Below are 18,149 nucleotides of genomic sequence, written 5' to 3' on the forward strand. Positions count from 1 at the left end.
AGCGCAATCAAGGGAGAGAGACATGAAGCGTTTACGAGCCTCCTGTGTCGGGATTGCGCTGCTGCTGAGCAGCACGGCGGCAATCGCGCAGACGCCGAGCGAACCCGCCTTGCAGTTGAACGAAAAGGGCTATTTCGAAGGCCCAGCGGTCAATGTGCTAGCCTTTTCCAACTGGTATGACGGCCTGTTTGCGGATGCAAAGATCAGCGGTATCGAAATCATCCAGCAGGGTATGCGCAGCGCGACCAACGGTGATGTGCGATTGTCCGCGACTCCCGGACAATGGGATGCGATCGGTGCGCTGGTGGAGCGAAAGGTGGACGCCCAGACCGGCGTCATCGAAACGACGCTGCGTTATGCCGCCCATGACTGGCAATATGTCATTCGTGCCGAGCGGCGCGGGGGCGCGGTCGAACTGAGCATCATTCTCGACAAACCCGTGCCGCAGGCCTTGGCGGGCAAGGCCGGGTTCAACCTGGAATTGCTGCGTCGGCCTATTTCCACCATGCCTATATGGCGGATGAGCGTACCGGCACCTTCCCGATCTATCCTGCAAGCGCCATGGAGCGGACAGCGGAGCGCAATGCGGCCAGCGGGCGGAGCGAAGGGCCGGGTGCCGAACCCCTGCCGATGGCCAGCGGTCGCCGCTTCGTCCTGGCACCGGAAGACCCAGCGCGCCGGATCAGCGTGAGCAGCGATCAGCCGATCGCGCTCTATGATGGGCGTAATCAGGCGCAAAATGCTGGTTCGTGCTGCGCTCGATCCTGCCGGCAAACAAGACCGGTACCGTGCTGCAATGGACGGTGAAGCCGCAGGCCGACCCCGATTGGGTGCGCACGCCGGTCATTGCCCATTCTCAGTTGGGTTATGCGCCCGATGGACCCAAGATCGCCACGGTCGAACTGGATCGCAACGACAAGCGTCGGCCACCGCTCAAATTGCTGCGCGTGGACGCCAACGGCGCGGCGGTGCCGGTGGCGACCGGGCCGGTGAAACCGTGGGGTGACTATCTGCGTTATCTTTATCTGCAACTCGATTTCAGTGCCGTTAAGCAACCGGGCCTCTACATGCTCGAATATGGCGATGTCCGCACCGCGCCGTTTCGCATCGCGCAGGATGTCTATGCCGACGCCTGGCACCCGACCAACGATGTCTATTTCCCCGTTGCGATGGACCATATGTCGGTCAACGAAGCCTATCGCAGCTGGCACGGTGATTCCCATCGCGACGATGCGCGTCAGGCACCGCTGAACCATGAACATATCGACCTGTACCGGCAGGGACCGACGACCGATACGCGCTTCAAGCCGGGCGAGCATATTCCGGGCCTCAACGTCGGCGGCTGGTATGATGCCGGCGATTTCGATATCCGCACCCAATCCCAATATCAGGTGGTGCGCTCGCTTGCCGATGCGGCGGAGCGCTATCGGCTGGACCGCGATACGGTAAGCGTCGATCAAGCGCGGCGGCATGTCGAAATGCATGTGCCCGACGGAAAGCCCGACATGGCGCAGCAGGTGGCGCATGGCACCCTGCAATTGCTCGCCCAATTCAACGCCGTTGGCCGCGCCATTCACGGCATCGTGGAGCCCGATGTTGCCCAATATACGCATTTGGGCGATGCGGTGAACAAGACCGATGGACTGCCCTATGATCCGACCCTCAAACAGGGCGAGGTTCGCAATGGACGGAGTGGAACGCCGGACGATCGCTGGGCCTTCACCAGCAAGTCATCGGCGCTCAACTATGGATCGATCGCCGGGCTGGCGGCCGCCGTGCGGGTGTTGCGCGGGCAGGATGATACGCTGGCGCAGCGCGCGTTGGCAACCGCCGAGCGGGTCTGGCAGCAGGAACAGGGGCAGGCTCCGGATATGTTCAGCCACGGCAACACCACAGGCGGGCCGCTTGATGCGGAGATGTTCGCGGCGGCGGTGGAATTGCTGCGCACCACGCGCAAGCCGGTCTATGCCGCGAAGGTACAGGCGCTATGGCCCGCCATCGAAAAGGGTTTTGGCTTCAACGCGCAGACCGCCGTGGCGGCGATCCCCTTCATGCCTGCTTCCTATCGCACCGGGATGATCCCGGCGGTGCGCCGTTGGCAGGCGAACAGCGTGGAGATGGCGCGCGCCAATCCTTTCGCCGTTCCGATCACGACTGGCGGCTGGGCGGGGTCAGGGACGGTCCTTGGCTATGCATTGACGGCCGAGGCGTTGCATCGTGCTTTCCCCGATATTGTCGGGCGGGACGCGCTATTTCATGGCATGGCGTTCCTGACCGGGCACCATCCTGGGTCGGATATCTCTTTCGTATCGGGCGTGGGAACGGTGTCGAAGGAAGTCGCCTATGGCAATAATCGGGCTGATTTTTCCTTCATCGCCGGGGGCGTCGTGCCCGGCATATTGGTGATCAAGCCGGACTTCCCCGAAAATCACGAAGATTGGCCCTATTTCTGGGGCCAGAATGAATATGTCATTCCCGAAGGCGCAGCGTGGATCGAACTGGCCAATGCGGCCAACCATCTGAGCAAGGGGACGCAGTAAGCGGTAACGGTTGCCGCCGGTCAGACCGGCGGCAATCCGTGCGCGACGATCTTGTTGATCAGATCCCGGTGGCGGGGTAGCCCGGCGCATAATTTGTCGGTCAGCGCGGCATTTTCGCGGCGGGCGCGATCGGCCAGGCGGTGATCCCGACTGAGCGAGGCGGGATCGACTTCGGTATGATAGCCCATGCCGTACAGGACATATTGATAGCTGGCGGCCGGGAAGACCTCCTCCGCGCGGTCGAACTCGTCGTGGAACCAGGGGGACTGGTAGCGCCAGAGCAGCAGCAATTCCTTCAAGCGATCCGGGATGGTTTCATCGCGCACATTGTCGCGCCAGAAATCGCTGTCGGTGCGCTTTGTCAGCACATAATGGAGCTTGAGGAAGTCGATGATGCGGCCCCAGCGATAGTGGGTCGTCGCGTTGAAGCGCGAGGAGATGATGTCCATCACCTCGCGGCAGGCGGGCATTTGTTCGGCAATGATCTTGGCCGACAATTCGATCAGCACGATCGCGGAGGCTTCGAGCGGTTCGAGGAAACCGGCGGCCAAGCCCACGGCCACGCAATTGCCTTTCCAGAAGGTTTCGCGATGGCCGGACCGGATCTTGATCTTGCGGGCGTTCAGCCCATCGGCCGCCGGGCCGATATAGGCGCGCAGTTCGCGCTCGGCTTCTTCGTCCGAAATATGGCTGCTGGAAAAAACATGGCCGACGCCGCGGCGCGTCTGGATGCCGATGTCCCAGATCCAGCCTGATGTCTGCGCTGTCGAGATGGTGTGGGATGCCATCGGACTGTCCGGCCGCTCATAGGGCACTTGCATGGCCAGTGCCGTATCGCAGAACAGGATATCGTTGCAGTCCTTGAACGGCACATGCATCGCGCCTTCGATCAACAGCGCCTTGAAACCGGTACAATCGACAAACAGGTCGCCTTCGATCTCGCCTGCTTGCGCGGTCTGGATCGCGCGAATGTCGCCATTCTCGTGCATGAGCACCTGTTCGACATCCGCCAGCACATGGCGCACGCCCAGCTTTTCACAACAATGACGTTGGATGAAGGGCGCGAATTTGCCTGCGTCCAGATGATAGGCATAGTTGGCGAGGGCATCATATTCGGCTGTCGCTATCGTCTTGGGCGCCAGGCCGTCGTCGCAGATGCGACCCTGCGCGCTGACGCTGTCGCAGAAACTTTCGCCCTGATTGCTTGCCAGCCAATGCGGGGCAAGGTTCACCTGCCCGAAATTCTGCGGGAGCATCAGGGGATGATAATAGCCGTCATCGACCGCGCCAGTGGTCCAGCGGTCGAAGCGTGCGCCCTGTTTGAACGCCGCGTCACATTCGCGGAAGAAATCGGACTCCGACACGCCCATGCGCGATAGCGTGGTGCGGAGCGTCGGCCATGTTCCCTCTCCCACGCCGATGATCGGGGTGTTGGGGGATTCGACCAAAGTGACGCTGAAACCCTGGCCAATGCGGGTGCGATGGCGGGCCGCGATGATGCCAGCGGTCAACCAGCCGGCAGTCCCGCCGCCGACGATCACGATGTTGCGGACAGGATGAACCATAAGAGAGAAATCACCATTAAAAAGAAGGGGATGTCAATCGACATCCCCTCCAGGGCGAGAACCGTTAGAAGCGGTAGCGTGCGCCCGCCGTGAAACGGCGGCCATAAGCATACACATCAAGCAACTGGTTGGAGAAGCGGCCATGGGTGCTGACCGTTTCGTTGGTGATGTTGAGCGCTTCGCCGAACAGGCTGAACCGTTCGGTTAGCTGGTAGCTGGTGCTCAAATCGATCTGCAGGCTGGAATTGACGAAGGTCGGTTCCGCGCCAAAGGCCGAGTTGTTCTGGGCCTGACCAAAGACCTGCAGATATTTGTCGCGCCAGTTGACGGCGGTACGGAACTGGAAGCCTTCCTTGTCATAGAAGGCGACAAGGTTGGCCGAGTTGGCAAGCCCGGTCACGGCAAAGCCGCTCTGCGACAAATTGGTTTCGTCATAGGGCTTGTTGGTTTCGACGAAGGTGGCGTTGGCGTTGAAGCCAAAGCCGCTGTCACCGAAAACATGCTGCCATGCCAATTCGACACCCTTGATCGTCGCGGACGGTCCATTGACCCGCTGCGACACAGCAAAGTTCGCCTCCGCACCGGTCGTAGGATCAATGACGCCGTTGATCGCCTGGCGCTGGACGCCCTGCACAACGAAGTTCGTCACATCCTTGAGGAAGAAATTGACGGAGGCGTAGGAATTGCGCTGGTAATACCATTCCATCGCCAGGTCGAAGTTATCGGCCAGATAGGGCTTCAGGTTCGGGTTGCCGCCCGTTGCTGTCAGGGCTCCGACGCGCTGGCCGACGCCGACGTTAAGAACCGGCGTAAGCGTGTTGAGTGCTGGGCGCGTCAGCGTGCGCGAAGCGTCGAAACGCAGGTGCAGGCTGTCGGTCAGTTCCAGCTTCATGTCGAGGCTCGGCAGGAAGTAGGAATAGCTGCTCTTCGTAGAGATAGGCTGCGATTCGCCAAAGGCCACAGTGAGCAACGTTGGATCGGCTTCGCTTCCGACAATGGAAACAGGCAGTCGTCCGATACCGGCTGATACCAATTTCGTGATTTCTTCGCGCGCGCCGGCGTTGAAGTAGAAAGGCATCCCGGCAACATCGGCTTCGAAATTCACCCGAACATAGGCCGACCAGGTCTTTTCACGCACATTCTGAACGCTGCCCGGATCGAGCAACAGATCAAACGCGCCGGTAAAGGCGGTGCCGCAGCAGCCAGCGTTATAGCCCGGAATGGTCTGCGCCTGGGGATTGCCGAGGCCTTCCAGATAGCGCTGATATTCCTTGGCGTCATATTTCAGCAGACCGGGTGGCAGGACGCCGGAGAAGCCGGGGATGAAGTTATTGGTGCCGATCACGCCCTGAATCAGGCTGGCAGGCATCAGGACACCGCTGCCCTGGCCGGATGGCGGACCGTAACCCGCATAAGCCTGCCAGAAGTTGTTGGTGAAGGTGCTGCTGTTCTGGAGTTTGAATTCATCCTCCATATAGCGGCCACCGAACTTGATGGTCAGATTATCCTGTTCCCAGGTTGCGCCGAGGCGGAATTGCTTGATCTCGTCGCTGTTGACCTGCTGCTGCCGCACGGTGACGTGCGAGCCGATAATGGTCTGGTCCAGCCAACGCGAGGCATCGCCATTGGGACCATAGGCCGTCAGTTCCGGGAAAGCCTTGCTGCTGTTACCGGACACGCGAATGCCGTTTGCGGTGCCCAACGCGCCACCATATCCGATATCGCCATTTTCGCTGCTGATTTCACCATCGGGGTTCTGACGGCTCTTCGAATAGCTGGCATCCGCCTCGATCTTGAGGTTTGACGTGGCGTCCCACACCATGTTCAAACCGATTTGGTTGGTTTCCAGCACGCGAGTATCCGTGCCAGCGGTGAAATCGGTTGGCGATCCCTGCTGCACGAAGTCGATCGTCGTGCCGTTTTCATCCTGTTCGACATCGCGCATCGAGCCCTGGTTGAACCAGACGCCGAAACCGGCAATGTCGGTGACAATCTTCTGTCGCGAATAATTGTCGTCGAGCGTCAGGACGATGTCGTCGGACGGTGCCCATTGCAGGGCGATGCGGCCGTCGATACGCTCATCCTTGGTATAGCGCTGATCGGCGCCATATTGCTGGCCATACCAGCCGACGACGCTCTTGCGGTCACTCGGCGCTGCGTCGACATCATCGGATGGCGCACAGCTTGCCGCATTGCTGCCTGCCAACTGACATGGGGCGAAAAGGCCGCCCTGCCAACCGGATACATAGACGCGGTTCACCTGCGTATCGCGACGGGTGTAGATGCCGTCGATCAGGATACCGAGCGTGTCATCGGCAAAGGTCTTGCTGAACAGGGCACCGACGGTCGGCACCACCTTGCCCGCATCGTCCTGGATCGAACCAGCGGCGCTGAACGCGACGCGCGTGCCGGGGCTGTCGAACGGCTTGGGGTAGGAGATGTTGACGGTCGCACCGATCGAGCTGCTCGACAGCGAAACATCTGGCGTCTTGAGTACGGCGAGCTGGCCGACGAAATCGGCACCGACCGAGGAGAAGTCGACCGAACGGCCACCGGTCGCGGTGGAGATGCGGCGACCATCGATCAGCGTTTCGTTGAAGTCGCCGCCGAAGCCGCGCACGGTGATGCCATCGGGCTCGCCGCGCGAACCGGACCGGTTGATCGATACGCCCGGAAGGCGCTGCAGCGATGCCGCGACGTTGGAATCCGGGAATTTGCCGATATCTTCCGCCGAAATGACGTCGACGACACCAGCCGAATTGCGCTTGATGTCTAGGTTGCGTTGCAGCGACCCACGGATGCCGGTGACGACGATGTCCGCTTCGCTGGCAGGGTTCGTGATGGTGGCCTGTTCGGCCACTTGCGCAACGGCCGGAAAGGCGATTGCCAGGGCCAGGCCGCTGGCTGTCGCCGCCAGGCTCTTGCGGCTGCGCTTCGCCAAACGAGCGCGATCGAAATCTATCTTCATGATCCTCCCCTTACTCCCACTTCTTCTCGCCCGAACGTCGCGACACTATTGTCACGCACGATCACAGTTTCAGGCTTTGGGGGGAGGGGCCGTCGCACGAACGGATTTGATCCTCACCCAAGCCTTTTCTTTTCTAGGCGTAAATGGTAGCGCTATCGAAACGGGCAATCAAGCGAAATTGTATGTGTAAATATCGCCCCGTGTGATTAGGCTGTCGGAGACGAAAAATTCGTCCAGACAGGGCGGCGGCAGCGTGAGAATGTGCCGCAGGAGGAGAGGGTATGAAATCGCTTCAGTTGCTCAATAATGTGGCGCATGCCGGTTTGCGGATGCGGGCACCGGACCATGGATCTGGTCCGTTCGTGCGAATCGTCATTGGTGAAATCCTGGCCGCTGCCGCTGCCTGCCCGATTCTTTTTTCCAAACATGCCGAGACGGGCCGATTCTATCTGGGGGCGCTAACCGGGTTGAAGCCTGGCGAGCATCTGGTGGATTCGCCCGATGATCGTCCCGCCTTTCGGGCGCTGGAGGCGGATCGCGAAGGCTTCTTTACGGCCGAGGAGAATATCGCCTTCGACCCGGACCATCTCCGCTTTGCATCCGGCGATGGTGACCCGTTGTTCGATGCGGAAGGGAAGCCCACCCTACAATTGCGCGTCGTCCAACAGGCGCTAAGCCGCCTGGTTGCGGGGATGGAGGCGACCGAAGCCTTCATCGCCGCCTTGCTTGCGCACCGGCTGATCGAGCCGATCGACATCGCGCTCAGCTTTGATGATGGGGAGACGGTGCGGCTGGATGGGCTCTATACGGTGAGCCTCGATAGTCTCGATGATCTGGACGATGCGGCCGTCATGATGCTGTTTCGATCCGGGCATCTGCGCCTTGCCTACGCCATCGCCGGATCGTTGCAGCATATAAGCCTGATGGCGCGTCGGCGGAACGACAGGCTTGGACGGTTCGGCTGACCGATGGCCAGTGCCGCTGTCCCTATCCTGGAACGAACCGTTGCCGAAGTCGGAGGTGTCGAAGGTTTGCGACATTTGGCGCAGGCGTGCCGCCCCGTTGTGATTCGGGGTGTCTGTAGCGACTGGCCTGCGATGCAGATGAGCGTACAAAGCAATGACGCCGTGCTTGCCTATCTGGCGCGATTCGACAGCGGATCGACAGCGGAATATTTCGCTGGTCCGCCAAATTTATGTGGGCGCTATCATTATGGCGATGGGCCTGGCGGCTTCAACTTTGCCAGGGAAACCATCGCCGTTCGGCAAGCGATCGCGCGGATCGCCGCCAATGCGCAGGATGCGGGCGAGACCGGCTATCTGGGTTCGCTGCCGACCGATCATCATTTCCCCGGCTTTGCCGAGGCGAATCCATGCGCGTTGTTGCCGCCGAACGTCCGCCCCCGGATATGGCTGGGCAATGCCTCGACCGTTGCCTGCCATTATGACACCTATGATAATCTGGCCTGCGCAGTAGCCGGGCGGCGACGCTTCACCCTCTATCCGCCCGATGCGATCGGCGATCTCTATGTCGGGCCGATCGACCATACCTTGTCGGGGCAGCCGATATCGCTGGCCGCGGGGGCGGCGAGCAACGATCCGCAATATCCTCGCTTTGCGGCCGCGCGAGCGAGGGCCGTTATGGTGGACCTCGCCCCCGGAGACGCGCTCTACCTCCCCAAATTATGGTGGCATCAGGTCGAGGCGCTCGATCCCGTCAACATTCTGGTCAATTATTGGTGGGATGGTTTCAGCGCCGGGCCGGATGCGCCGCACACCGCCATGCTGCTCGCCATGATCGCCATTGCCGAACGGCCAGCGGCCGAGCGGGACGCCTGGCGCGCCTATTTCGACCATTATGTCTTTCGCCCCGATGGCCATCCTTTGGCCCATATGCCGGACGCGCAGCATCGGGTGTTGGGGCCGCTCGGCCAAGGAAATTATGGGCGGATACGCGCTCTGGTGATGCGCCTGTTGCGCGGACAATGACGACGAAAATGGAGGGGTTGGCATGACGTTCAAGACACGGATGATAGTCGTTACGGCGTTGGCGATGGCCGGGGCGTCGATGCCTGCCTTGGCGCAGGTTGCGACGGGTGCGCCGCCAGCTGTCGCCGGGGCAAAGCCGGTGACGATCGAGCGCATCAAGGTGCATGCCCCGACGATCGAGGGCAATCTGGAAGGCGAAGCGGCCGACCGCGATGTGCTGGTGATCCTTCCGCCCAGCTATGGTCGCGAACCATCACCGCGTTATCCGGTCGTGTATGCGCTGCACGGCTATTCGATCGGCGCGGAGGAATGGGCGAAGGAAATCCACATTCCCCGGACCGTGGAAGGCGCCTTTGCCAAAGGCGCGCAGGAGATGATCCTGGTGCTGCCCGATTCCAAGACGGTCCATAATGGGTCGATGTATTCCAGTTCGGTGACGACCGGCGATTTCGAAAGTTTCGTGGCGCGCGATCTGGTCCGGTATATCGACAGCCACTATCGGACGATCGCGCAGCGCGAAAGCCGGGGGCTGGCCGGGCATAGCATGGGCGGCTACGGGACCAGCCGCATCGGCATGAAACATACCGATATCTTCGGTGCGCTTTATATGATGAGCCCCTGCTGCCTGTCGCCGCGCGATCCGGCGCAGATCGATCCGGCCGTGTTCAAACAGCTCGAATCGGTGAAGTCGCCCGCCGATTCTGCTGGGCTATCCTTCATGTTGCGCGCGCAATTGGCGACGGCTGCCGCCTGGTCGCCCAACCCGCAAAAGCCGCCGCTTTATCTGGACATGCCGGTCAAGGACGGGGTGGTGCAACCCGATGTCGTGGCCAAATGGGCAGCGAATGCGCCGCTGGCGTTCGTCGATCAATATATCGGCAATCTCCGCCGCTATCGCGCGATCGCCATCGATGTCGGCGACAAGGATGGATTGAAGGCAGACGCGCAGACGCTGCATGGCGTGCTTGATCGCTATGGCATTCCCAACAGTTTCGAAATCTATGAGGGTGATCATACCAATCGGGTGGCCTGGCGTTTTCAGGATAAGTTGTTGCCCTTCTTCAGCGCGCATCTCGCCTTTCAGCGCGCGCGATAAGGGGGCGGGTCAGACCTTCAGGTTGTCAAACGAATGAAAATGACGGCACCAAAAGGTAGCGTTAACATTAATGGCCTGATCGGCGCTTCTAAGCGGCGCTGTTCGGACATTCTGCAAGCGCGGAACGGCATAATTTGCATAGCGGGAGGATCACATATGAAGCGCTCAAATTGGTATATCACGGCCGTAGCTATGGGATTCCTCCCGGTGACGGCTATGCCTGCGGCTGCAGCACCTGTGTTCGATGCGCTATCTGGTGACCATTCGGTTATCCAGCGCGATCGTCCGGCCCTGATCCGTGGGAGGGCTGATCCGGGCGAGATGATCACGATAACATTGGGTGCGGCGACCCAGGTCGTGACGGCGGATGCGCAGGGGCGGTTCCAAGCGGGGTTTGCCGCGCTTGCCAAGGCTGGGCCGATCGCACTGTCGGCGCGCAGCGACAAGGGGCAGGCAACTGCGCGGGACGTGGTCGTGGGCGACGTCTTCCTATGTTCAGGCCAGTCGAACATGGAATTGGAAGTGCGCAATGCGCAGGATGCCATGGGGCAGATCCGCAATTCGTCGGACGAGCAACTGCGCCTGATTACGGTTCCGCGCGAAGCGGCGGACCAGGCACGGCAGGACTTTGCCAGTGCGGTGTCGTGGAAGACGGCCAGCCCGGAAAGCGTGCCCGATTTTTCCGCTGCCTGCTATTATATGGCGCGAGACCTGCGCAAGACGGCGGGCATTCCGATCGGCGCCATCTCCAGCAGTTGGGGCGGATCGCAGATCAGCCCCTGGATGGGGGAAGTGGCCCAGGCCGCGATCGGTCGCGCCGATCGCTCCGCGATGGTGACGTTGCACGCCAGCGATCCCATCGCAGCCGAACGGGCGGCGAGCGCCGAATGGGAAGGTTGGTGGCGCGCAGCCACCGGCGATGCAGTCGGCCAAGAGCCTTGGCAGCCCGGCAGTACCCTTGGCTGGGCAGATGTGCCGAAATTGGGGCCATGGGAAGAATGGGGCGTCAGTGCCCTCTCCGAATTCAACGGCATGGTCTGGTTCCGGCGGGAATTCATTTTGACGGCTGCGCAGGCAGCCGAGGCGGCGACCCTGTCCTTGGGCACCATGGATGATGTCGGCCGGGTCTGGATCAATGGCAGTCCCGTGGGGATGAGCGCCAAGGCATGGCAGCCCACCAGCCTGACCGTGCCACCGGGTCTGTTGAAGGCGGGTCGCAATGTCCTGATCATCAATGTGATGGATAATTATGCCAATGGTGGGCTGCTGGGACCGGCGAGCGACATGGCCTTGCGGTTTGCCGATGGGGGCGATGTGCCGTTGGGCGACAAGTGGCGCTATGCCGTGGCAGCCAAATCGCCCCCCGGCGCGCCGCGTGTGCCATGGGCTGATGTGACCGGCGCGGGCACGCTCTTTAATGGCATGATCGCGCCGCTGGGTGCGATCGGCTTGAAGGGTGTTGCCTGGTATCAGGGCGAGTCCGATGTCGACCTGCCTGGCTATGCCGATCGGCTGGCGGCAATGATGGCCGAATGGCGCGAACAATTTCGCGCGCCCGACCTGCCCTTCGTCATCGTGCAGCTCGCCGCCTATGGCAAGCCGACGACGAAACCGTCGGAGAGCGGCTGGGCACGGATGCGCGATACGCAATATCGGGCCGTTGCAGCGGACCCCCATGCGGCGTTGGCCACGGCGATCGATCTGGGCGATCCGTTCGATATTCATCCCGGAGAGAAGCAGGAATTGGGTCGCCGCCTCGCGCGGTCGATGCGGGCGGTTGCCTATGGCGAACGGCATTCCGCTAGCGGTCCGCAGGCGGCAAAGGCCATTGCTACGCCGGACGGCGGGGCCATGATCGAATTTTTAGGGCTAACGGGCGCCCTTCAGACGCGTAGCGCCGCGCAGGCGATCGGCTTTGAGCTGTGCGGGCAAGCGGCGGATAGCTGTCGCTATGTCGGCGGCGAGGTGGAAGGATTGCGCATCCATCTTGCAGGTGATGGTCAGCCAGCCGTGCGGGTCCGATATGGCTGGGCGGATTCGCCGGTCATCAACCTCTATGACGAGGCCCCTATACCGGTCGGTTCGTTCGAGCTGCCGATAGGTACAGGTCGTTAGGGAATGAGGCTATGTTGGGCGGGCGGATTACTACACCGCCCACCCATCATGGCGATCAGCGTAGTAGGGCCGCGTCACCCCAACTGACGGGCAGCATTTCGCCCGGAACCCCGTCATCGGCTTGCGCGACCATCTCGATGAGGCGACGCCTTTTACATCGACGGCAATCGGCGTTGGCGTTTCGCCGCGGCGAACTACCGGCGTGCGCGTCAGCAGCTTGCCGTCGCCATAGACAGCGAAGCGGACGCCATGGCGCGAGTCCGCTGCACTGTCATCCACCCCAACCATGGCAGTCAGGCGGCCATAGCCCTTGTTCCGAATTTCCAGTCGTGAATTCGCAAGCACGCCAATGCCGGACGCATAGGTCTTGCCAGCGATCGCGAGCGGCTGGTTATAGGGGGTCGCATCGGGCTGCGCGCCGCCCCAACCCGCATAGATGGGACGTTCGCCCAGCCCGCGCGTGCTGCGCCAGCCGGGAATGGAGCGGAAGATCGTGGGATCAGGCGCAGGGGCGGTAACCCCATCGACGGCCGGGTTGATATTGCCAGGTTGCTCCGAAAGATAAAGACCGTCCGCTAGGGTCCGATCGCCCTTGGCCATGAAGACAAGCGTCTGTCGTGGCGCAACCTTCAAGGCTTGCTCCCCGGTAAAGCGGCTCTGTTCGCCCGTCCAAAGGTCGGTCAAAGCCACGGCCTGGTCTTCGCGGAATTTGAGATGACCGGCCGTCAGCATGGCATCGACCGGCGCGAGGCCCCGGTTGAACAGCGCGACCGCCTTGTCGCCATTGGCCAATGTCTTGACCAATATCTGCAGTGAATCGCTGTCGAAGGCGACAATGGCCTGATGACCCGCGGGATCCTGATTGATGGCGATCAGGTTAGCATTGCCGAAAATATCCATCAAGGATTGCGGGGTCTTGCGTAGGTCCGCGCCGATCAGCAGCGGGGCGTTCATCATCGCCCAGAGCGCAAAATGCGATCGCGCATCGGTCAGATGCTCGGCGTCGAAATCGCCCTGACCGATGAACAGCATGTCGGGATCGTTCCAAGACCCCGGATGGGCATAGAGCGCTCGGCGTACTGCGCTGTCATAGTTCGTCAGCATCCGCGCCCAATGGGGCGTAATATCGTCGCTGGTGCGGGAGCTATTGCCATAATCCTTGCCCCAGGCGCGCACATTGGCGCTACCCCACACGCAGAGCGAGAGCAGATAGTCATTGTCCGGGTTATGACGGGTAAGCGACTGGTTGATCTGGCTGAACAGTCCCTGCACCGCGGGAACATCCGAGCGGGTGACCGACGCCTGGTCGATCAGGGGCGCGAGCATGCGATATTTACCGGATTTCACTGGTGCGCTGCCCTCGCCGAAGGCCCGGATGCCGCATCCGTCCACTTTGATGAGATCGAAACCCCAATCGGCGAAGAAGAGGCGAATATCCTGATCGATATGGCCATAAAGACCGACCTCGCGTTCAGCGATCGATCCTTCGGGCAATTGGGCTTCGCCGGTCGAATAGGCCTGCGAACAGCTATTGCGGCCAAGGTCCGAATAGATGCCTGCCTTGAACCCCATGGCATGGAGCTTGTCGGTCAGGGGACGGAAAGACGGGTCGCCCTTGCCCGCGCGCAAGGACGATGGGAATTTCTCCGAACGGATCAGCAATTTGCCGTCATTCGTCCGGCGCTTGAGCCACCAACCGTCGTCGATATTGATATATTGATAGCCCTTCTTGGCGAGGCCGCTGTCGATGATCCGCTGCGCTGATCCGAGCAGCTTTTCCTCATCGATCTCGGTGAAGAAGGCGTTCCAGCTGTTCCACCCCATGGGCGGCAGGGCGGCGCTGCCTCCCTGATAGGCGCTCCAACGGCCTTGCGGCGCGAGCGGATCGGCGGTCTGGGCAGACAGGCTGGTGCTGGCCGCCAGGGCAGTGAGGCCGAGCAGCAAGCCCCGGACGTAAACCTTCGTCATCAGGCAAAATCTCCATCTTCAAGCATGAGGGCGCGTCCGGCCTTGAGCGATACCGTCGCACGACGACCACCGACCCTTATGGTCCTTTGGCCGTCCATGTCGGGGTGCAGCGTGACGCGCGTGAGCCGCCCATCGCGCCAGGCGAGATCGACGCCGCACCGTCCGCGCGCGCGCAGTCCGGTGACACGTCCTTCCGGCCATGCGCTTGGCAAAGCGGGCAGCAGGTCGATGACGTCGTCACGGCTATGGAGCAGCATTTCGACGATCCCGGCCGTTCCGCCGAAATTACCGTCGATCTGAAAGGGCGGGTGGGCGTCGAACATATTGGGATAGCTGTGATCGGGGCCGAGCAGGTAGCCCAATATGCGATGGGCATGATCGCCATCGCGCAACCGCGCCCATAGGGTGATACGCCATGCCGTTGCCCAGCCGGTCGCCCGATCGCCCCGAATTTCCAGCGTCCGGCGCGCCGCGGCGGCCAATTCTGGTGTATCCTCAACGCTGATCTGGTGCGAGGGATAAAGCCCATAGAGATGAGAGACATGGCGATGATCCTGTTCGGGCGCATCGACGTCCCAATCCTCCCGCCATTCCTGCAACTGTCCTTGTCGGCCAACCTGATAAGGCGCAAGGCGCGATCGGGCCGCCTCCAGTTCCTCCACGAAGCTAGCATCCACATTCAGAATTTGCGCGGCCGCGATCGTCTGACTGAACAGGTCGCGCAGGATCGCCATGTCCATGGTCGGCCCGGCGCAGAGGGTGCCGCCATGACCATGCGGATTTTCCGGGCTCATCGACGGGTTGGTGACGAGGTAGCCGGTCTTTGGTTCTGGCTGCAACGTATCGAGGAAGAAGCGGGCGGCTCCGGCCATCAGCGGATAGATGGAGGTCAGGAATGCGCGATCCCGGCCATAATCATAATGATCCCACAAATGTGTGCAGAGCCATGCGCCGCCCGTCGGCCATAGCCCGAACTGCGCGCCGTCGATCGGCGCGCTGGCGCGCCAGATGTCGGTATTATGATGCGCGACCCAGCCGCGGGCGCCATACATGGTCGCCGCGGTGCGCGCGCCGGTGACAGCGAGGTCGCGGACCATATCGACCAGCGGTGTGACGCACTCACCCAGATGCGTGGTCTCGGCAGGCCAATGATTCATCTCGGTATTGACGTTGATCGTATATTTCGACCCCCAGGGCGGGCTGAGGCTATCGTTCCACAGGCCTTGCAGATTGGCAGGCTGGCCACCCGGCCGTGACGAAGAGATCAGCAGGTAGCGACCATATTGGAAATAGAGCGCTGCAAGCGCCGGGTCGTCCTGGGTCGGCGACGCGGCAATGCGCTTGTCGGTCGGCAGGTCTGCGGCGGCCGATCGGCCAAGGTCGATCGACACGCGGCGAAAGAGCCGCCGATGCGCGTCGGTTGTATCCGCCGCGACCCGCGCAAAGGAATAGCCGCGCACGCGACCCAGCGTGGCTTGGGTCGCGGCGACGGGATCGCCGCTGACATCGTCGAAGCGGCGATAGCTGGTCGCCATGGCGATCATCAGCGTGACCGCATCGGCACCGCGCACCAGCAATTTGCCGCCTGCACCTGGCTCGATCCGCCCGCCCTCTACCGAAGCGGACAAGCGGGCGGCGAACTGCAAGCCGCCCTTTATGCCTGCGGCATCGCTATTGCGGCCGGTCATCAACAGGCTTGCCGATCCATCGGCCTCAACCGCGACGATTTTGTGCGGGGACGCCAGGCCGATATCGACGTTGAGCTGTCCTTCGCCCGATGCCGTCAGACGCATTACGATGACCTGATCGCCTGCCGACGCAATCACCTGGCGCTGATGATCGATGCCATCGGCGGTAAATCGGGTGGTTGCCATGGCGCTGTCCAGATCCAGGCTGCGCCGATAGTTAGACGTCTGCCCCAGGCTGGGAAATCGAGCATGAGATCGCAAAAGGCTGATAGGGCATTTGCGTGGATGGTCTGGCGAGGACGGCGTCGTTCGCCAGGGCTTCGGCCTCGGCAATCTTGCCTTCGAAGATCAACGCGCGGACTTTGGATAGCGCGGCCCGCGCCGCAGGGTTGACAGGGTCATAGGGCTGGCCCGCCCATAGGGTGGACTCGTTGAGTTGCAATCGTTCCTGGCGGATACCACCAAAGACCATCGCGCCCATTCGTCCGTTGCCGACAGGCAGCGCCTCCGTCCACACCGATGCGGGCTGTTCATACCAGAGCATAAGAGGTGAGGGCGGGCGAGCGACTGCCCACGCGCGCGCGCGGTTGAGAGGGCAGCGGTGCCCGCTGCTATCGCCGCAACGCTCTCGCGACGGCTGAATTTCATGGCCTTGCTTCCTCCACCGTTTCGGGCAAGGGCGACAGGGTGAAGCTGTCGATATCGATATAGCCGCCGTCCGGCCGCGCATTATAGCAGGAAAGGGCGAATTGCTGCCCCTGGAACGTGCCGGTGCGCCAGTCGAATTTCAGCGGGAAATGATCCCCTACGCCAATCCATTTTCTTCCGTCCCGGCTGTAGGCGACGCGGCCCTCGTCACGGACGAAGTCCATGTCGGTGCGCAGCCAGAGCGTCTGGCCTGACACGGGCACGGATGCGACGCGGGTTTCGGTGCGGGGGCCATCCTCCGTGGAATCGGTCACCATCATCGTCAGGGCGCGGCGACCCTTGTCGCTTCCGACGATCGACAATTGCGCGCTGATCTTGCCGAAGGTGCCAACACCGCACATATCGCCTGGGCGCAACCCGCGCACGTCCACTTTGACGATAGCGCGGCTGCCCGGCCCCTGCCCCTTTTGCGTCAGCGTATTGCGTGCCGTCCACAGCCGGTCGGCCTGGGTTGCGTGAAGCCGCAGGAAGCCGGGCCGTTCGCGCAAAGACCAGCGGCGGTCATCGGGATTATGGTTCCATTGCCATTGCAGGCCCAATGTCGATGCGGAAAAATCATCCGATGCGGGCGGTTCGGCAAAGGGGTGGCCCATGATCGGCTTGGGCGCGCGGTCGGGTACGCGGCCCGGTGCGTCGGGCGTGCCCCATATCGGCCAGTCGTCCTGCCAATATACCGGGCTGATATTGGTCATCCGGCCGATCGATCCGGCATCGACCATGACAAAGCCGGCCCATTCGCCATTGGCCAGATCAACCAATGCGCCCTGATGGCCGCCGCTGGTGTCGTCGATCTGCGGACGGGTCTCCCACGGTCCCTGCAAGCTGCGCGCCCGCGAGACGCTCAGCGCCAGTTTGGAAGGGAGCGCGTTGAAAAGATAATACCAGCCCGCGCGCTTGATGATCTTCGATCCTTCCGCGCCTTTGTTATAATGGATGACCTTGGACGCCGTAATCTTGGTGACGTCCTCGTTCATCGTCAGCAATGTCACTGTGCCGTCCGTCCCGATCGACGTCATCAGATAGGCTTGGCCATCATCCTCGAAGAACAGCGCCGGGTCGAAAGCGTGGCGATCCAGTTCGGTATAGGTCCAGGGGCCGGTCGGGCTGTTCGCGCGATAAATGCGCGTGTTGAGCCCGATCGGACTGACGGCCACATAAAAAGTGCCTTTGTGATGGCGCATGCTGGCCGCGAAGAAGCCCCGGCGATAATCGCCGCCATCGCTCAGATCATAGCGGGGGTTGCCCTCTAGCCGGTCCATGAGATGGCCGGCAATCTGCCAGTTCACCAGATCCTTCGAATGAAGGATGGTCATGCCCGGCGCATTGGCGAAGGTCGTGGTGATGAAGTAGAAATCCTCGCCGACGCGAATGATGTCGGGATCGGGATAGTCGGCGAAGAGGACGGGATTGCGATAGGTGCCATCGCCCTGGTCCGCGCGCCAGACTTGCGCGGGCAGGGTGGTGGCGGCCAGCGACAGTCCCAGCAGGGCGATGGATGACTTGATGGTCATGA

Annotated in this window: 11 protein-coding genes and 1 pseudogene; 6 read left to right on the forward strand and 6 right to left on the reverse strand. The window is 61.7% G+C overall.

The window, feature by feature from the left end; all coding sequences use genetic code 11:
- The first annotated feature begins 22 nt into the window (after positions 1–22).
- Both BF95_RS28685 and BF95_RS03455 read left to right on the forward strand, forming a co-directional pair.
- Entirely contained in the window at positions 23–691 is a 669-nt protein-coding gene (locus tag BF95_RS28685; protein ID WP_235209544.1) for a hypothetical protein, read from the forward strand.
- Positions 692–749: 58 nt separating this feature from the next.
- Positions 750–2,540: a glycoside hydrolase family 9 protein gene (locus BF95_RS03455; protein WP_235209545.1), complete on the forward strand. Its 1,791-nt coding sequence runs from the start codon at positions 750–752 to the stop codon at positions 2,538–2,540.
- 20 nt (positions 2,541–2,560) lie between these two features.
- Here the strand turns inward: BF95_RS03455 and BF95_RS03460 are convergent, their stop codons facing one another.
- Both BF95_RS03460 and BF95_RS03465 read right to left on the reverse strand, forming a co-directional pair.
- Positions 2,561–4,105: a tryptophan halogenase family protein gene (locus tag BF95_RS03460; RefSeq protein ID WP_043149367.1), complete on the reverse strand. Its 1,545-nt coding sequence runs from the start codon at positions 4,103–4,105 to the stop codon at positions 2,561–2,563.
- 64 nt (positions 4,106–4,169) lie between these two features.
- A complete protein-coding gene (locus BF95_RS03465; RefSeq protein ID WP_043149368.1) occupies positions 4,170–7,073 on the reverse strand; it encodes a TonB-dependent receptor in 2,904 nt (967 codons plus the stop codon).
- Between the two features lie 281 nt (positions 7,074–7,354).
- On the opposite strand from BF95_RS03465, the gene BF95_RS03470 reads away from it, so the two are divergent.
- From BF95_RS03470 to BF95_RS03485, 4 genes are all read left to right on the forward strand, one after another.
- Positions 7,355–8,038, forward strand: coding sequence for a SapC family protein (locus BF95_RS03470; RefSeq protein WP_043149370.1), 684 nt, complete (start codon positions 7,355–7,357; stop codon positions 8,036–8,038).
- Positions 8,039–8,041: 3 nt separating this feature from the next.
- Entirely contained in the window at positions 8,042–9,061 is a 1,020-nt protein-coding gene (locus BF95_RS03475; protein ID WP_043149372.1) for a cupin-like domain-containing protein, read from the forward strand.
- 22 nt (positions 9,062–9,083) lie between these two features.
- Positions 9,084–10,157: an alpha/beta hydrolase gene (locus BF95_RS03480; protein ID WP_051519829.1), complete on the forward strand. Its 1,074-nt coding sequence runs from the start codon at positions 9,084–9,086 to the stop codon at positions 10,155–10,157.
- Positions 10,158–10,313: 156 nt separating this feature from the next.
- On the forward strand, positions 10,314–12,272 hold the full coding sequence (locus BF95_RS03485) for a sialate O-acetylesterase (protein ID WP_043149376.1): 1,959 nt from the start codon (positions 10,314–10,316) through the stop codon (positions 12,270–12,272).
- Positions 12,273–12,327: 55 nt separating this feature from the next.
- Here the strand turns inward: BF95_RS03485 and BF95_RS03490 are convergent.
- The 4 genes and pseudogenes from BF95_RS03490 to BF95_RS03500 all read right to left on the reverse strand — a co-directional run bounded on the left by BF95_RS03490 (position 12,328) and on the right by BF95_RS03500 (position 18,147).
- Positions 12,328–14,240, reverse strand: a pseudogene (locus BF95_RS03490) (NPCBM/NEW2 domain-containing protein).
- The gene (locus tag BF95_RS03495) at positions 14,240–16,114 is read right to left on the reverse strand and encodes a glycosyl hydrolase family 95 catalytic domain-containing protein (protein ID WP_268747140.1); all 1,875 of its coding nucleotides are present in this window, start codon (positions 16,112–16,114) and stop codon (positions 14,240–14,242) included. The pseudogene BF95_RS03490 and the gene BF95_RS03495 overlap by 1 nt, the downstream one beginning before the upstream one ends.
- Before the next feature lie 31 nt (positions 16,115–16,145).
- Complete coding sequence (locus BF95_RS30275; protein ID WP_268747141.1) at positions 16,146–16,445, reverse strand: glycoside hydrolase N-terminal domain-containing protein; 300 nt, start codon at positions 16,443–16,445, stop codon at positions 16,146–16,148.
- Between the two features lie 127 nt (positions 16,446–16,572).
- Positions 16,573–18,147, reverse strand: coding sequence for a glycoside hydrolase family 43 protein (locus BF95_RS03500; RefSeq protein ID WP_043149379.1), 1,575 nt, complete (start codon positions 18,145–18,147; stop codon positions 16,573–16,575).
- Positions 18,148–18,149: the final 2 nt, after the last annotated feature.

The sequence above is a fragment of the Sphingobium sp. Ant17 genome, from assembly GCF_000588875.1.
In the GTDB taxonomy this organism is placed as follows: Bacteria; Pseudomonadota; Alphaproteobacteria; order Sphingomonadales; family Sphingomonadaceae; genus Sphingobium.

Excerpts from the sequence above, each read along its gene's own strand:
- BF95_RS28685 (WP_235209544.1), top strand. The coding sequence starts at position 23 with ATGAAGCGTTTACGAGCCTCCTGTGTCGGGATTGCGCTGCTGCTGAGC.
- BF95_RS03460 (WP_043149367.1), bottom strand. The coding sequence starts at position 4,105 with ATGGTTCATCCTGTCCGCAACATCGTGATCGTCGGCGGCGGGACTGCC.
- BF95_RS03465 (WP_043149368.1), bottom strand. The coding sequence starts at position 7,073 with ATGAAGATAGATTTCGATCGCGCTCGTTTGGCGAAGCGCAGCCGCAAG.
- BF95_RS03470 (WP_043149370.1), top strand. The coding sequence starts at position 7,355 with ATGAAATCGCTTCAGTTGCTCAATAATGTGGCGCATGCCGGTTTGCGG.
- BF95_RS03475 (WP_043149372.1), top strand. The coding sequence starts at position 8,042 with ATGGCCAGTGCCGCTGTCCCTATCCTGGAACGAACCGTTGCCGAAGTC.
- BF95_RS03480 (WP_051519829.1), top strand. The coding sequence starts at position 9,084 with ATGACGTTCAAGACACGGATGATAGTCGTTACGGCGTTGGCGATGGCC.
- BF95_RS03485 (WP_043149376.1), top strand. The coding sequence starts at position 10,314 with ATGAAGCGCTCAAATTGGTATATCACGGCCGTAGCTATGGGATTCCTC.
- BF95_RS03495 (WP_268747140.1), bottom strand. The coding sequence starts at position 16,114 with ATGGCAACCACCCGATTTACCGCCGATGGCATCGATCATCAGCGCCAG.
- BF95_RS03500 (WP_043149379.1), bottom strand. The coding sequence starts at position 18,147 with ATGACCATCAAGTCATCCATCGCCCTGCTGGGACTGTCGCTGGCCGCC.